We start from the raw sequence: 15,393 nt of genomic DNA on the forward strand, positions 1-15,393 counted from the left end.
GCCGTTCCATGGTAGACTGCATTCAGGAAAATGCGGTTCAAACCAGCGCCTTCGTGTCGTTGCGCGCTCCGTGAGGAATCCCCATGCATTGGACTCTGTTACTTCTCGGATTGGTGACAAGCGGCGAAGCAAAGCCCCTGGAGACACCCGTGTTCGAACAACCCAGCGAGCGAGACCGCGTATTGTTCCAGTTTGAAGATGACGCACGGGCGTGGCGCATTATTGACGACGGTGTGATGGGTGGCGTGTCCCGGGGAAACTGGGGCGTGGAGGAAGGCCGGGGCGTATTTTGGGGAACGCTGTCGCTGGATAATAACGGTGGCTTTTCGTCGGTCCGGTCCGCGCCGCTGGCGGAGTCGCCATCTGGCGCGACGGGATTCCGGCTGCGGGTGAAGGGGGACGGGCGCACGTACCAGTTTCGGGTCCGGACGGACCCCAATTTCGACGGGATCGCGTACCGCGCCGAATTCACGACCCGGGCGGGCGAATGGCAGCAGATTGCGTTGCCGCTGGAAGCGTTTCAGGCGGTGTTTCGCGGCCGGGTGCTGCGTGATCAGCCGCCGCTTACCGGCGCGGATGCGGTTACGGTTGGTTTTCTGCTGGCGGACAAGCAGCCGGGCGCTTTCCGGCTGGAAGTGGACAGGATCGAGGCCATCTACCCGAAATCAGGCGATTAGCTCCGGCACCACATTTCCGAACACGTCGGTGAGCCGGAAATCGCGGCCCTGGTAGTGGTAGGTGAGCCGTTCGTGGTCCATGCCCATCAGGTGCAGTATGGTGGCCTGCATGTCGTGCACGTGGATCGGGCGTTCGGTGATGTGGAAGCCCAGTTCATCGGTGGCGCCGATGGTGTGGCCGGCCCGGACGCCGCCGCCCGCCATCCACATGGTGAAGGCCTGGGGATGGTGGTCGCGGCCCATGCTGCGGCCGAGCGCGGCGATGGACTCGACCATGGGAGTGCGCCCGAATTCGCCGCCCCATATCACGAGGGTCTCATCGAGTAGGCCGCGGCGCTTCAGGTCCTTGATGAGCGCGGCCATGGCCTGATCGGTTTCTTTGCACTTCTGCTTGAGGCCGCCGGCGACATCGCTGTGGTGGTCCCAGCTTCCGTGGTAGACGTTTACGAAGCGGACACCGCGTTCGACCATGCGGCGCGCCAAGAGGCAGTTGTTGGCGAAGGAGGGCTTGCCAATCTCCGCGCCGTAAAGCGCGAGGGTTTCTTCCGACTCCTGGGAGAGGTCGATCAGGTCTGGCGCGCTGGTCTGCATTTTGTAGGCCATTTCGTAGGCGTTGATGCGGGCCGTAATCTCGGGATCGGCCAGCGCGTCGAAGCGGTGCGCGTTCAGGCGGTTGATGAGGTCGATGCTGTTGCGCTGGAGCTGCGCGTTGACGCCCTGCGGGCTGTGCACGTTCAGGATGGGGCTGCCCTGGCTGCGGAAGGGGACGCCCTGGTACTCCGTGGGGAGGAAACCGCAGCCCCAGTTGTGCGCGCCGGCGCTCGTGCCCGCGCCCGATTGCAGGACCACGAAGCCGGGGAGGTCGTCGGCCAGGCTGCCGAGGCCGTAGCTTGCCCAGGCGCCCAGGCAGGGGCGGCCCTGAAGCGGGGATCCGGTGTTCATAAACAGCTGCGCCGGGGCGTGGTTGAACTGGTCGGTGTGGACCGACTTCACGATGGCGAGATCGTCGGCGACCGACGCGAGGTGGGGCAGCAGTTCGGAGAGTTCCGCTCCGGACTGGCCGTGCTTCGAAAAGGCGAAGCGGGAGGACATCAGCGCGGCGTCGGGCTGGATGAAGGCGTAGCGCTGGTCCTTGACCACGTCGGCGGGAATCGGCTTGCCATCGTACTTTTCCAGCACGGGCTTGTAGTCGAAAAGGTCGAGCTGGCTCGGCGCGCCTTCCATGAAAAGGTAAATAACGTGCTTCACGCGGGTGCCGAAGTGCGACGGTTTCGGCGCAAGCGGGCCGGGGCTTGCGGCCGCGGCGGCCGGTGCGGCGCGCGAGCAGAGCAGGGACGCCAGGGCGATTTTGCCGAGGCCGACGCCGCATTCCCGGAAGAAATGGCGGCGGGTGGTCTGTTGCAGGGGGTTGGCCGGGCTTTCGTGCTTCGATTGCATGCGTACTACCCTCGGGTTATCGTCTCGTCCAGGTTCAACACGGCGCGGCAGAGCAGGGTCCAGGCGGCGGCCTCGATGTCCTGGGGGCCGGTTCCTTCACGGCCGGTCAGGGCGCGCACCTGGTCCGCGGGCTCCTCGGCGAGCAGGGCCCGCTGCGTATCGAGCCAGGCGAGCATGGTTTCCACCTCCACGGTGTCCGGCTCGCGCGCGAGGCAGCGCAGGAAGAGCGCGCGGAGGCGTTGTTCCGGCCCGGCGGGCGCCTCCGCCAGGAGGCTTTCCGCCATGGCGCGCGCGGATTCCATGAAGACCTCGTCATTGAGGAGCGTCAGCGCCTGCATGGGGGTGTTGGTCCGCAGCCGGCGCACACAGGTCATGTCCCGCGCGGGCGCGTCGAAGACGGCGGCGGTGGGATAGGTGAGCATCCGCTTCCAGTAGGTATACATACCGCGCCGCTTTCGGGCGGGGCCTTCATCCGTATGCCACTTGAAGCCGCCGTAGACCATTTCCAGCAGGCCCTCGGGCAGGGGCGGAAAGACGCTCGGCCCGCCGATTTCGGGGTTCAGCGATCCGCTCGCCGCCAGGGCGATATCGCGCACGAACTCCGCGTCCACGCGAAACCGCGGCGCGCGCGCCAGGTAAATATTCTCGGGGTCGATGGCGCGGTGTTCGGGCTGGATGCGCGCGGACTGCCGGTAGGCCGCCGAGGTCACCATCAGCCGGACCATGTCTTTGGTCGACCAGCCGCGCCGCACGAATTCGACCGCGAGCCAGTCAAGCAATTCCGGGTGGCTCGGCGCCTCACCCTGGATGCCGAAGTCTTCCGCCGTGCGGACGAGGCCGCGTCCGAAGAATTGCTGCCAGAGCCGGTTCATGGTGACGCGCGCGGTGAGCGGGTTATCCTCGCTGACGATCCAGCGCGCGAGGGTGAGGCGGTTGCGCGGGGCGAACGCGGGCAGCGGGGGCAGCACTTCGGGCACATCCGGTTGCACGGCGTCCTTCGGGCTCAGGAACTCGCCGCGGTGGTGGATGCGCGTCACCCGCGGCGCTTCGCGCTCTTCCAACGCGAGCGTGGTGGGGAGTTGTGGCATTTCCTTTTGAAGTTTCGCGATCTCCGCGTGCGCCTCCGCAAGCAACGGGGTATGCTCCAGGAAATACTGGCGGACCCGCGCATCGGCCTCCGGATCCGGGGCGCCCGCCAGGAGCGATTCCTCGATGGGCGCCGTGACGCCCGAGGCCACGGGCGCGGGGCTACCCGTGCCGGAGAGCCGGAATCGCCCGATCGTGTGCTGGTGGATGTACTTCTGCTCCAGCGTGATGTGGAACAGGGTCCCGCCGGGAAAGCCGGCTGGCTGATCGAATGTGAACACCGCCGCGTGCGGCTTGCCCTCGCCGCCCTTGATTGACCAGCCCGTGTCCGCGCGGCCGTCGAGGGCCTTTTCCGCCGTCTTTTCGCCGTCCGCAAAGCTCTGTGTGGCGCGCGCGACTGTGACGGGGACCTTCGCGTCGGGATCGTTCCAGGGCGCCGCGCTGATCTTGACCTCGGTCAGCAGGAAATCGCCCTCGGCGAGGATGACGCCCCTTCCGGGCCCGCCGCCGGGCAGGCTATTGTGGGGGAGCACCTCCAGGCGCAACCCGGTGATCCGCTCCGCATCCGTGCGCATGGCCAGGTGATACACATCGTTGTTCGGCAGGTCGCCCGCCGCGAGGATGGAGTTGTCCGCCAGACGGGTCAACGTGGTGCGCTTCTCCGCCGTCATCTCCACAGGATACAGGTCCGTCCAGGGGCGCGCTTTTGCCGCGACCTCGGCTTTCCAGGCGGCGAACTCCGCCTCCAGGCGCGCCGCGCGGCGTTCCTCTTCGGAGCGGGTATCCGCGCCGTCCGCCGCTTCCGCCTCTTCGAGTGGGAAGCGGCTCTCCAGGGCGTCCTTGAGGGCCTGGATCCGCGCGCGCTGTTCCTCGCGCCGCGCCTCGATGGCGGGGTCGGGCACGGTCAGCGTGACGTCGTCCGTGTTGTTCAGGAAGGCGAAGAGCTGAAAGTACTCCCGTTGTGTGATGGGGTCGTACTTGTGGGTGTGGCACTGCGCGCAGCTCATGGTAAGGCCAAGCAGGGCGGTGGAGATGGTGTTGGTGCGGTCGACGACATTGAGGTAACGGAATTCCTCCACATCGATGCCGCCCTCTTCGTTGAGCATCTCGTTGCGGAAGAAACCGGTGGCGATGCGCTGATCCAGCGTGGGCGAGGGGAGCATGTCGCCCGCCATCTGCTCAATCACGAAGCGATCGAAGGGCATGTCCGCGTTGAAGGCGTTGATGACCCAGTCGCGGTACGGCCAGACGCTGCGGGGGCGGTCCTTTTCGTAGCCGTTGGTGTCGGCGTAGCGGGCGATGTCCAGCCAGCCGATGGCCATGCGCTCGCCGTAGTGGGGGGAGGCCAGGAAGCGCTCGACCAGGGCTTCCCAGGCGTCGGGGCGATCATCGGCCAGGAAGGCTTGCACTTCGGTCGGTGTGGGGGGCAGACCGCGCAGATCGAGGCTCAGGCGGCGGATGAGGGTGTTGCGATCGGCCTCGGGCGAGGGGGAGAGGCCTTGTTTTTCCATCGCGCGCAGCAGAAAGGCATCGATAGGGTTGTGGCCCCAGGTCACGCCGGTTTCCGGGGACGCGGATTGCTCCGGGGCTTCGAAGGACCAGAATGCGGGCACCGTGCCGGCGTCGGGTTGCGTGGGCCCGCCCGAGCCGAAGGGCGCGCCCGCGTCCACCCAGGCCTTCAGGACCGCGATGTCCTCCGGCGGCACGGCGGGTCCCTTGGGGGGCATGCGCACGGCGTCGTCGGTCGCCAGAATGCGCTCAATCAGCGGAACCTTGCCGTCCGCGCCTGGGTCCACGATCGAATGAAGCGAGTCGCCGCCCTGGCGGGCGTCGGCCTCATTGCTCATGCGGAGGCCGCCCTTTCGGTCATTGGGCCCGTGACACGCGTAGCAGTGTTTTTCCAGGATGGGCTGGACCTGGCCGGTGTAGGCGGGGGGATCGGCCAGGGCGCCGGCGGCGCCGAGGCATGCCACCATGGCGATCAGGGCGCCGAGACCGCGTCGGTGTGGCTGGTGGAATTTCAAAAAGAACAGGTCCATGCTACTATCCGTCGTTTTCTCGATACTCTTGCGGGATTTCCCGGCGCGAATCAGCACACGCGATTGAAGTGTGCGGAATAATCCGTGTTGCGCACGCGATCACAGCTTGCTGCGATGCCCGTTCGGTGCGTATCAAATCTCCACCACACTTCCCCTGGGCGTTGCCCAGGGCTCGAAGCTGCATTGGCCCTTCGGGCCGGAAGAACGGGGATTTTGGGTCCACTGCATTCATCACCGACGTGTTTTGAATCGACCCGCCACTTACGTTCGTTCGCGGTTCGACTTTGTTTGTTTAAGCCTAACGCTCTCCTGTGGGAAATCGCTCAGTCTGCCCGGGTCAACTCAAGTATACCCAGAATAGCAGAATGAGCGCGGAGCTTCCCAACTCCGAGTCCGCGCCGCGGAAGAGAAACGGCCCGCAGCCAGCGTTTACTGGCGGCGGGCCGGAGCAGCCTGGCTTCCGGGGGCTAGAGTGTCAGGCCGAAGAAGCTGAGGAAGGTCACAATCGCGGCAAACAGATCCACGAACTGGATAATGTCCGCGAGAATGGCCAGAAACTGGTCAAAAATATTCATGGGATGGTCAAGCTCCTCTGGGTATGTGGCTGGGCCACGGTTCGGGCCTCGGGCCCGCTTAGATTGCGTCACGCTGGCCGGCGGGCCCTCCGGGTCCGCCAGCGCCGCCATGGTAGCAGCATGCGTGGGGTGTTTTCACATGTTATACGGTGGAGTTTTCGGCGCGTGTGCAGAAAAGAATCGCCGCGATGACACCGGGTATCCAGCCGGCCAGCCAGAGGATGAAGGTGAGCAGGATCGGGCCGAGGCCCTTGTCGTAGACCGCCGCGGGCGGGAGCAATATGCAGACCAGGGTGCGTAGAAAGCTCATGGGAAGTCTCCTGTTGGTTGCCGGCGTCCATGCTAACGCGGGAAGCGGGCGCGCTACAAGCCGGGCGGCGGGGAGGCGCAACCAGCGCGGCTTTGTTATACTCCGCGCATCATGAACACCCCGCTGGTCTTTGTAATTGTCATCAACTGGAACGGGCGGCAGCACCTGGAGGCGTGCTTCGCCTCGCTGCTCGACGCCGCGTGGGAAAACGCGGTCTATCTTCTCGTGGACAATGCGAGCACGGACGGGTCGGTCGCGTTTGTTGAGGAACGGTTTGGCCCCGATCCGCGGGTGCGCGTCCTCGCCCTGTCCGAAAACCGGGGCTGGTCGGGGGGTAACAACGCGGGCATCGAAGCGGCGTTGATGGCGGGCGCGGACTATATATTCCTGCTGAACAACGACACGGCGACGGCGCCCGAGGCAATTCCGGTGCTGGTGGAGCGGATGGAAGGCAATCCGGCGCTGGGCGCGCTGGCGCCGCGCATGCTGATGTTTGATCAGCCGGAGATTCTCAATTCCACGGGCCTCCGGCTCTCGATAGTCGGAGCGGCGTGGGACATCGGGATCGGGCGCTTCGACGGGCCGCGTTGGCGTGCGGACGGGCCGGTCGCCGGGGTGTGCGGCGGCGCGATGTTTCTGCGCGCAGCGGCGGTCCGCGATGCGGGGTTGCTCCCGGAGGATTTCGAGATCTATCTGGATGATCTGGATCTCTGCCTGCGGATCTGGAATGCGGGGTGGCGTATCGAGCAATGTGCGGGCGCGGTGGTGCGCCACAAATACAGCGCCACGATGGGGGCGGGTCGCCAGGCGCGGCGGAAGTACTACCTGAACACCCGCAATCGCTTCCGGATCGTGCTGCGCCACTTTCCCGCGCGGGCGCTGCTCCTGGCGCTGGCCTGTATTGCGGTGGGGGAGGCGCGTGCGATGGGCCGGGCCGCGCAATCGGGCGCGTTGTGGCGTATTCCCGCGCACCTGCGGGCGTGGGGCGCGGCGCTGGCGTATTGGCCGATCGCGCGGCGTTTCCGGAAGTCGCGGGTGGGCACGGGTGCGGCGGCGTTCTGGCCGCTGGTTGCGCGGCGGCCGTGGTTTTGCCCGGAGCTCATGCTTCCGCGCGATGGCTGGTATCCGCCGGTTGTCTGGCGCGGCGCTGTGGTGCGCCCCATTGCGCCCCGCGCGGAAGTGGAGGTTCCGGCGGGCGCATTGCAGGTCTTGCTGGTGAATTGCTATCCTGCCGCTGGCGAGGCGCGTGTTCGCCTGTTGCAGGGAGACGCCCTGATCGGAGAGCTTGCCGCCAGCGATGCGGCGGAGGGGCGGTTTGCCGTGGAGGCGGGCGCATTGACGATTATCGCCGTTTCGACATTTCTCCTGGAAGATACCGGCGCAACCGCCGACGCCGGGGCCTGGCTGCGGCTGGCGTGCAACGGCGTTGAGTTGCCCCGCTGACCCACCGCGGATGAGTTACGGATGTCGCGTGAAACCAACCTGAGCCAATACGCCGTCGCGCTGCGCGTGCTGGGCGCGGTGGCCATTATTGTTCTTGCGGGCGTCGCGGGGATGTTCTTTGGTCGCGTTACCGCGCCCAATCTTCTGCCTTCGGGAACGGGAAGCCCCGTGTCGGGCGGCGCGGGACCGGCCGATCCCGCGATCCCGACGCCCGTCCAAACCGCCGAAGCCCAACCCGAGCTTCCACCGGATCCGCCGCCGATCCTGCTGCACCTGGGCATCGGCGCCGACAGCCCCTGGAGCGTCATCGAGGCGGAGGCAGCCTATGCCGCCGGGATTGGCCTGCACCGCTACATGGTTCCCGCGCGCCTGGCCTGGGACGAAAACGTCGGCCAGACGGGCGTGAACGACATGATCGAGCGCATTGTTGGCGTGGATCCCGCCGCATCGTTTGTGCTCCAGTTGGACTTGAATCCACCGTCTGCCTGGTTCGAAAGCCACCCGGAAGCGCGCATGGGCGGCGTGTTGGGAGATGCGCCGTATCCCTCGCCCGCATCCCCCGCGTGGCTGGACGGCGCCCGCACGGCGATTGACCGGCTGCGGGCGGAGCTGGAGACCGGCGGCGAGGCGGCGCGCGTGTCTGGCTTTGCCCTGTATGGCCTGCTGTCCGGCGCGTGGCAGCGCGGCCCCGAACCGGATGCCTCCGAGGTGAATGCGGAAGCCTTCCGGGCTTGGCTCGCGCGGGCGTACGCGGATGACGCGGCGCTGGCCAAGGCGTGGGGGGTGGACGGCGCGACGCGGGCGGAGGCGCCGATCCCGGAGAATCCCGTGGCCGCGCCGCCGGCGGTGTTTTACGCGTTGGGCGCGAACCGCCCCGTGATGGACTATCGGCGTTTCGCCGCGGAGTCGGTGGCGGACGCCATAGGCGCGATTGCCGGGCATATCCGCGAGAGCGCGGGCAATGCCGTAAGCATCTGGGCAAACTACGGCCATACCTTCGAGCGCGGCGGACCCGCCGACGGGCACCTGGCCCTCACTGCGCTGCTCGACAGCGATGTGGATGGGTTTATCTCGCCCGTCAGCCTGGTAAACCGCGGTATCGGCGGAACGGGCGGCTTTCTGGGGGCGGCGGACAGCGCCCGCGCCCACGGCAAGAGCTGGATTCTTGTCGACGACACGCGAACGGGGGTTGCCTGGAACCCGGAGACGGGGCAGGTCGAGCAGATGCGCGGCCTGCGCGCGGAGGATGTCCACCAGGTGCAGCGGCGCAATTTCAGCCTGGCGGCCCTGCGCGGCATGACGCTGGTCTGGTCGGACCCGGAGGGGGAGGGCTTCCTGCATGACGACCGTCAATGGGAAGTGTTTGGGCGGTTGTACGAGATTTATCGGGACATCGGGTCGACGCCGGGCGAGCCGCCCGCCGCGCTTCCTTCTCCCACGGTGCAGGTAGTGGTTGACGAGCGGTCGCAATTCCTGTTGCGGCCCGAGGCGGGCGTGGAGGCGCACCTGCACGCCAACCGTGATGCCCTGCTCCAGTCCGGCGCGAGCGTGGCCTTCAACCTGCTGGACGACGTACTGGACGGGCGCACGATGCCGGCGCCGGTGTATGTGTTCTTGAACGCGTACCAGCTTGCGGCGGCGGACGTGAAGCGGCTGCACGCGCGCTTCGCCGAGGAAAAGGCGACGGCGATCTGGGTCTATGCGCCGGGTTATCTTGACGTGACGATGAACCGGAACAATGTGCGGGACACGGTGGGGATGGAAATCAAGGAGTTCGATGGGCCCGCGCCGGGCGGTTCCGTGTACGCGCTGAGCGGGGGACAGTGGATCGGCGCCGGGCAGGCTTTCGGAGATCCGCGGCTCCTGCAGCCGCTGTTCTACATCGACGACCCCGAAGCGGATGTGCTGGCGAACTACCAGACCGGCGAGAAGCCGAGCGTGGCCATTCGCACGATGGAAGAGGGCTGGACTTCGGTGTATGTGGCGGAACCACGCCTTTCCGCGCCGCTCGTCCGAGAGATTCTCCGGATTCTGGAGCAACCGCTGTACTTCCGGCCCGGCCGCGAGCGTTTTTTTGACACGACTATCGTCGCGCCCGGGCTACTTGCGGTGCACGCCGCGGAATCCGGGGAGCGCATTGTAAATGCCGGGGGCATTTACGATATCGTGGACCTGTTCGACTCCAGCATCGGCTGGCCGCAGAAGGAAAGCTTCGTGCACAGCTTCAAGAAGGGCGAAACGCGGCTTTTCGAGCTTGCGGCCCCGTAGGCCGTTCGGTTGCGGAGGGTCGGGCCCTGTCCGCGCCGCGGGCGGCACAACGAATTGGAAGGCAGCAGCGAACCCATGAGCAGCACCGCGCCAGCGCGCCCCAGCGCGTTTCACGTCATGACGAAGCCGTCGGGGCCGCTGTGCAATATCGACTGCAAGTATTGCTTCTACCTCGAGAAGACGAAGCTCTTTCCGGACCAGAAGCACTGGCGCATGCCCGACGACGTGCTGGAGCGGTATATCCGGGATTACATCGAAGCGCAGGATACGCCGGAGATCCAGTTTGCCTGGCAGGGGGGCGAGCCCACCGTGCTGGGGGTGGATTACTTCGAGCGGGTGGTCGAATTGCAGGCGAAATACGCGAACGGCAAGGCCATCGCGAATGCCTTCCAGACCAACGGCACCCTGTTGAATGATCGCTGGGGCGAATTTCTGCACCGGAACAACTTCCTGGTGGGGCTGTCGATTGACGGGCCGCAGAAGATCCACGACGCGTATCGGGTGGACAAGCAGGGGAAGCCGACCTTCCACAAGGTCAAGCGCGGGCTGGACATTCTCAAGAAGCACCGGGTGGAGTTCAACACGCTCACCTGCGTGAACCGGAAGAACGCGACACAGGCGTTGGAGGTGTACCGGTTCCTTCGCGACGAGGGCAGCGGCCACATGCAGTTCATCCCCATCGTGGAGCGGCGCGGGCAGGATTGTGGCAGCCAGGACCTGGAATTGGTGTTGCCGAGCTCGCCCATGGAGGCGAAGGTGACGCCCTGGTCGGTGCGGCCGGATGAATTTGGCGAATTCCTGTGCGCCATCTTCGACGAGTGGGTCAGGCATGATGTGGGCCGGGTGTTTGTGCAGACCTTCGAGGTGTCGCTGATGGCCTGGATGGGCCTGGAGCCGAACCTCTGCATCTTCCAGAAGGAATGTGGGCTTGGGCTGGCCCTGGAACACACCGGCGACCTGTATTCCTGCGATCACTTCGTGTATCCCGAGCACCAGCTGGGCAATATCATGGAGACGCCGCTTGGTGAGATGGTGTATTCCGAGAAGCAGCGACAGTTCGGGAAGGACAAGCTGGAGACCCTTCCGCAGTACTGCCTCGACTGCGATGTGCGCTTCATCTGCAACGGCGACTGTCCGAAGCACCGCTTCATCAATACCCCCGACGGGGAGCCCGGGCTGAGTTACCTCTGTTCCGGGTACAAGCGTTTTTTCCACCACATCGACCCGTATATGAAGTTCATGGCCGGCGAGCTGCGCGCGCGGCGTCCCGCCACCAACGTGATGGCATGGGTGCGGCGGCAGGACTATGCAAAGGAGGGCAAGCAGGGCCCCGGGCCGAATGACCCGTGCCTCTGCGGGAGCAACCGGAAGTATAAGAAATGCTGCGGGCGCTAAAGGGGGACTGCTTCCCGAGCCGCATCCAGCTCCGTCGCGCAAGCGTGGAACGATCAGCTTCGATGCGAGGGTAGCTGTACCCCAAGAAGAGCCACATAGTTGGCACTGAGCTTTCTGAAGAGGAGGCCGGTGGCGAGGCAGTCGAATACAGCAAGCAATTGCGTTAGAATAAAACGTGCCTGACTGAGGTAATTGCAGCGATTTGTTACAATGATCGGGTAGTCGTATGGACTGGGAAGATAGAATTTCCGTTGACCCGCGTGTGCTGGTCGGTAAGCCGGTGATTCGCGGGACGCGCCTCGCTGTTGCTTTTGTCGTTGAGTTGCTTGCGGAGGGCTGGTCTGAGCAGCAGATCATTGAGAATTACCCCGGAGTGTCTCACGAAGACATCCTGGCTTGTCTGCGTTACGCGCGTGCGTGATGTTCGACATATCATAATGGTGGCAGCGATCGGGATAAGCCGGACTAGATGCCCCGGCGCTTCAGGAGGGCCGTGAGATGGAAGCATTAACCCTGTTGGGGTCGCTTTTTGGCCTGGGTTTTGTCTCGGGCATCAATCTCTATGCGACCGTGCTCACGGTTGGGCTGATCACGAAAATCGGGCTGGTTGACCTGCCGGAGCGGCTTGCGCCGCTGGAGGTGCTGGGGCACCCGACCGTGTTGATGGCCGCGGGGGTGTTGTTTGCGATCGAGTTTGTGGCCGACAAGATCCCGTGGGTCGATTCCACGTGGGACGGCGTGCATACGCTGGTGCGTCCGGTGGGCGCGGCGGTGATGGGGGGCTACGCATTGACGGGGGCCGATCCCGCGACGCAGACGGCGCTCGCGCTCGCGTGCGGGGGCGTGGCGCTGACAAGCCACACCACCAAGGCCAGCACGCGCGTGGTGGCGAACGCCAGCCCCGAGCCGTTTTCCAATTCGTTCCTGAGCATTTTTGAGGACGTGATCGTGGTGGTGGGCGCGGTTCTGACGTTTCTGCTGCCAGTGATTATGCTTGGGCTGGTGGTGGTGTTTCTGCTGGTCTTTATCTGGCTCTCCCCAAAGTTCTACCGCGTGCTGCGCGGGGCTTTCGGCCGGGTCCGGGGCGTGTTTCGGGGCCGGCGGGGAAAGTTGACCATTGACAGTTGACAGTAGGCTTCAGGCTTTAGGGACTACAGGGACTACAGGGACTACAGATACGGCAGGGAGAGTTGGATGGCGACGCTTATTCATCAGGTTTGGATTGATGCGCCGGTGGCGACGGTGTATGGCGCGCTGGCGACGGCGGAGGGCCTGGGGCGCTGGTGGGCGCCCCACACGTCGGAGGAGACCGACGCGGGCCTGGTGCTGGCGCACAGCCCGGGGAAGGAGCACGGCGATGTGCGGATGCGCGTGGCCGAGCTCGTTCCGTTTAAGCGCGTGGAATGGGAGATTATCAGCACGCACCCGCCGGAGAGTCCGGCCTCGGCCTGGACCGGGACGCGGATTTCCTTTGACCTGGAGGAGCGGCCGAGTCCGGGGCACTGGATGGGCATGCAGAACGGCGGGATGCCGATGGCCGTCCTGAATTTCCGGCACGCGGGATGGGACGCAGACAGCCCGTTCTATGGGTTCTGCAACTACGCCTGGGGCGTCACCCTCGACATGTTGCGGCAGTGGTGCGAGTCGCAGCAGTCCAAGGGGTGAGAGCGGCCGCGAAAGATCGCACAAAGTGCAAAGCGAAATGAACCTTTGCGATTGTGAATTGGCCCCGGTCCGCCTTGCATTCCGTTTTTTGGGACGCAGGGATTCTATTCCGGGCCAGGCATGCCCGTCGAAACCCGAAGCGGGCGTTGCCGCAGGCAGGAATGCCCGCGATCCTTTTGTCGCGCCTCCTCGCAATTTGCGGGAGCGCATGAAACTATACCTGCTCGCCGCATTAGACGACTAAAACGTTACCATTTTCTCTACGACAGCATCGTTTGCCCGCCGGTTACGGGTAGGGCCTGGCCGGTTTCGTATTGCTGCTGCACGAGGTACACAATCGCGCGGAGCACGTCGGGCCCGGTGCAGCCGCGGCCCATGGGGACTTTGGCCTCGTAGAAGTGCTTTACGTCGTCAATCGTCCTGGCGCCGGGGACCTTGCCGGAGTGGAGGTATTGCACGAAGAGGCCGGTTTCGGGGTCGGACCAGAGGGGGCCGTCGAAGAAGTTGCCGGGGCACACGCTGTTGACCTTGATGCCGTCTTCCACGAGCTCCAGGGCGAAAGACTGGGTGAGTCCGATGCCGCCGAACTTGCTGCCGGCGTAGGCGCCGTTTTTGTTCGAACCTTCGAGGCCGGACTTGGAGTTGATCTGGACGATGTCGCTCCAGTAGCCGGGCTTCGCGCGGTGCTGGCGCGCCATGATGGGTGCGGCGTGCTGCACGCAGAGGAAGTAGCCTTTGTAGTTGACGCTGGTGACGAAATCGAAGTCTTTTTCGGCGAGGCTCTTCACACTGCCCGCCTTGAGCACGCCGGCGTTGGAGACGAAGAGGTCGAAGCCGCCGTAGTAGCGGACCGCCGCGTGGATGGCGCCGGCCAGGCTGGCGCCGTCGGTGACATTCATGGCGACGCCGGTCGCGCGGCCCACGCCGTACTCGCCCGCGAGGCCATCCGCGGCGGCCTGGACGCCGCCGGCGTTGATGTCCGCCAGGATCACGTGCGCGCCCTCGCCGGCGAGGCCGCGGGCGATTTCCAGGCCGAAGCCCTGCGCGGCGCCGGTCACCAGGGCGACTTTGCCGTCCATGGCGCCTTTCGCGCGGCCGGCGGCGGCCACCTGGCGGCGGTAGTTCTCCACTTCCCAGTTTTCGATGAAGTCGCGGTCGGGTTTGGTCATGTATTCGACGGCGCTGAGCTGGCTGGCGCCGGCCATGATCTTGATGGCGTCGAGGTAGATATCGCGCACAACCGCCGCGTCCTTCCAGGTGTCCCCGGCGCAAAACATGCCGAGCCCCTGCACAAGCACCACCTTCGGCGGGAAGCCGGTAGCATTTGTGTGGGCGGCGATGGACTCCGCCAGGTGCGCGGCGATGGAGGCCTCGTCCATGGTCGGGTCGCATACTGTCCAGAGCGGGAAGGACTTGCAGTAGACGATCTGATCGGGGATGAGCGGGCCGCCGCCGGCGAATTCCCGGCCGTTTGCCCCGCCCGCGAGCGAGCGCACCAGATCACTGTCGTCAAAGAGAACGACCTTGAGGTTCGGGCCGTCGGAAAGCAGTCCGCGCAGTGTGGGGGCGATGGTGTTGATCAGGCCGTGGCGGAGTTCGTCCTTCAGGAGGGAGATCCGGCCGAAGGGCGCGTCGGGGCTGCCTTCGAGGTGGCGGATGATTGTGCCGAGGATGCTCTCGGTTCGGCTGTGCACTTCCTCGGGGGATTCCCCGCTGACGATGAGCCCGTGGTTGCCCATGAAGACGGCCTCGGGCTCCGGGCGCCCGGTGGCCTGCTGGTAGGCCGCAAGCGCGTCGGCCAGGGCGCGCGAGAGTATGTAGCCCGGGGTGACGTAGGGGAGCCAGAGGACGCTGTCGCCGAAGTAGTGCTTTGTGAGATCCTCGCCGCCCTGCGCACAGGTGATCATGTTGACCACGGTGGCGTGGGTGTGGACGACGTAGGTCCCGGGCATGAGGTTGTGGAGCACGCACTCCACGGAGGGGCGCTGGCCGCGTTCGGGATGGATCCGCGCCGCCATGACGGCGTCCTTGAACTGGGCCTCGCGCTCGTCGATGTCGCTGCTGAGATCGCGGTTGAGGAGCGCGTCCAGCGCGTCGCGGTCCATCTCCACGAAGCCGTCCGCCGTGATGTCGGCGAGGGAGGTCCCGCTGCCCTTGACGAAAAGGCGGTTGCCCTGTTTGACGGAGGTGTTGCCGCCGCCCGCGATCGCGAAGCTGGGGTCGGCGCCGTAGAAATGGGAAACGGCCACGAGCTTTTCCATGGGCGTCGTCAGGGCGGCGAAATCGGGCCAGGGGATGGGGGAGGACATGGTTGTTTGGGCTCCGGGAAAAAGTAAACGAACGCCTGAGTAAAGGGGCGCAGCCTCTATGGAGCGCCAGCGGCCCGCTGGCAATGCACCGCAGGTGCATTTATCGGGGCCATCCTTATTCTCGACGGGTCGTAATGGTTATCTAAAGTATCGAATGCTGTGTTTAGCTTGCCTTTCAGGCAAGTTGCC

At 65.3% G+C, this 15,393-nt stretch carries 11 protein-coding genes; 7 read left to right on the plus strand and 4 right to left on the minus strand.

Translation table 11 applies throughout. The annotated features are described in order from the left end of the window. The first annotated feature begins 83 nt into the window (after positions 1-83). A complete protein-coding gene (locus tag KF886_12605; protein ID MBX3178197.1) occupies positions 84-677 on the plus strand; it encodes a CIA30 family protein in 594 nt (197 codons plus the stop codon). Here the strand turns inward: KF886_12605 and KF886_12610 are convergent. From KF886_12610 to KF886_12620, 3 genes are all read right to left on the minus strand, one after another. After that, entirely contained in the window at positions 666-2,114 is a 1,449-nt protein-coding gene (locus KF886_12610; GenBank protein MBX3178198.1) for a DUF1501 domain-containing protein, read from the minus strand. The two genes, KF886_12605 and KF886_12610, sit on opposite strands and share 12 nt — an antisense overlap. A 5-nt stretch (positions 2,115-2,119) precedes the next feature. Continuing rightward, a complete protein-coding gene (locus KF886_12615) occupies positions 2,120-5,239 on the minus strand; it encodes a PSD1 domain-containing protein (GenBank protein ID MBX3178199.1) in 3,120 nt (1,039 codons plus the stop codon). Between the two features lie 717 nt (positions 5,240-5,956). Beyond that, positions 5,957-6,124 carry a YqaE/Pmp3 family membrane protein gene (locus KF886_12620; GenBank protein MBX3178200.1) on the minus strand — a complete coding sequence of 56 codons (168 nt, stop codon included), beginning with the start codon at positions 6,122-6,124 and terminating at the stop codon, positions 5,957-5,959. A gap of 111 nt (positions 6,125-6,235) precedes the next feature. Here KF886_12620 and KF886_12625 point away from each other — a divergent pair, with 111 nt between their 5' ends. From KF886_12625 to KF886_12650, 6 genes are all read left to right on the plus strand, one after another. Continuing rightward, positions 6,236-7,567, plus strand: a complete 1,332-nt coding sequence (locus tag KF886_12625; GenBank protein ID MBX3178201.1) for a glycosyltransferase family 2 protein — start codon at positions 6,236-6,238, stop codon at positions 7,565-7,567. Between the two features lie 21 nt (positions 7,568-7,588). Beyond that, entirely contained in the window at positions 7,589-9,835 is a 2,247-nt protein-coding gene (locus tag KF886_12630) for a hypothetical protein (protein ID MBX3178202.1), read from the plus strand. 75 nt (positions 9,836-9,910) lie between these two features. Beyond that, a complete protein-coding gene (locus tag KF886_12635; GenBank protein MBX3178203.1) occupies positions 9,911-11,230 on the plus strand; it encodes an anaerobic sulfatase maturase in 1,320 nt (439 codons plus the stop codon). 226 nt (positions 11,231-11,456) lie between these two features. Continuing rightward, on the plus strand, positions 11,457-11,651 hold the full coding sequence (locus KF886_12640; GenBank protein ID MBX3178204.1) for a DUF433 domain-containing protein: 195 nt from the start codon (positions 11,457-11,459) through the stop codon (positions 11,649-11,651). 77 nt (positions 11,652-11,728) lie between these two features. Continuing rightward, complete coding sequence (locus KF886_12645) at positions 11,729-12,358, plus strand: DUF4126 domain-containing protein (protein MBX3178205.1); 630 nt, start codon at positions 11,729-11,731, stop codon at positions 12,356-12,358. A gap of 66 nt (positions 12,359-12,424) precedes the next feature. Next, positions 12,425-12,895: an SRPBCC domain-containing protein gene (locus KF886_12650; GenBank protein MBX3178206.1), complete on the plus strand. Its 471-nt coding sequence runs from the start codon at positions 12,425-12,427 to the stop codon at positions 12,893-12,895. Between the two features lie 260 nt (positions 12,896-13,155). On the opposite strand, the gene KF886_12655 is transcribed toward KF886_12650, so the two are convergent. Further along, positions 13,156-15,204: an SDR family NAD(P)-dependent oxidoreductase gene (locus KF886_12655; protein ID MBX3178207.1), complete on the minus strand. Its 2,049-nt coding sequence runs from the start codon at positions 15,202-15,204 to the stop codon at positions 13,156-13,158. Positions 15,205-15,393: the final 189 nt, after the last annotated feature.

It is taken from the genome of Candidatus Hydrogenedentota bacterium, assembly GCA_019637335.1.
Taxonomy (GTDB): Bacteria; Hydrogenedentota; Hydrogenedentia; order Hydrogenedentales; family JAEUWI01; genus JAEUWI01.

Bases quoted from the DNA above. Each gene is read 5' to 3' on its own strand.
- KF886_12605 (MBX3178197.1), top strand. From the start codon at position 84: ATGCATTGGACTCTGTTACTTCTCGGATTGGTGACAAGCGGCGAAGCA.
- KF886_12610 (MBX3178198.1), bottom strand. From the start codon at position 2,114: ATGCAATCGAAGCACGAAAGCCCGGCCAACCCCCTGCAACAGACCACC.
- KF886_12615 (MBX3178199.1), bottom strand. From the start codon at position 5,239: ATGGACCTGTTCTTTTTGAAATTCCACCAGCCACACCGACGCGGTCTC.
- KF886_12620 (MBX3178200.1), bottom strand. From the start codon at position 6,124: ATGAGCTTTCTACGCACCCTGGTCTGCATATTGCTCCCGCCCGCGGCG.
- KF886_12625 (MBX3178201.1), top strand. From the start codon at position 6,236: ATGAACACCCCGCTGGTCTTTGTAATTGTCATCAACTGGAACGGGCGG.
- KF886_12630 (MBX3178202.1), top strand. From the start codon at position 7,589: ATGTCGCGTGAAACCAACCTGAGCCAATACGCCGTCGCGCTGCGCGTG.
- KF886_12635 (MBX3178203.1), top strand. From the start codon at position 9,911: ATGAGCAGCACCGCGCCAGCGCGCCCCAGCGCGTTTCACGTCATGACG.
- KF886_12640 (MBX3178204.1), top strand. From the start codon at position 11,457: ATGGACTGGGAAGATAGAATTTCCGTTGACCCGCGTGTGCTGGTCGGT.
- KF886_12645 (MBX3178205.1), top strand. From the start codon at position 11,729: ATGGAAGCATTAACCCTGTTGGGGTCGCTTTTTGGCCTGGGTTTTGTC.
- KF886_12650 (MBX3178206.1), top strand. From the start codon at position 12,425: ATGGCGACGCTTATTCATCAGGTTTGGATTGATGCGCCGGTGGCGACG.
- KF886_12655 (MBX3178207.1), bottom strand. From the start codon at position 15,204: ATGTCCTCCCCCATCCCCTGGCCCGATTTCGCCGCCCTGACGACGCCC.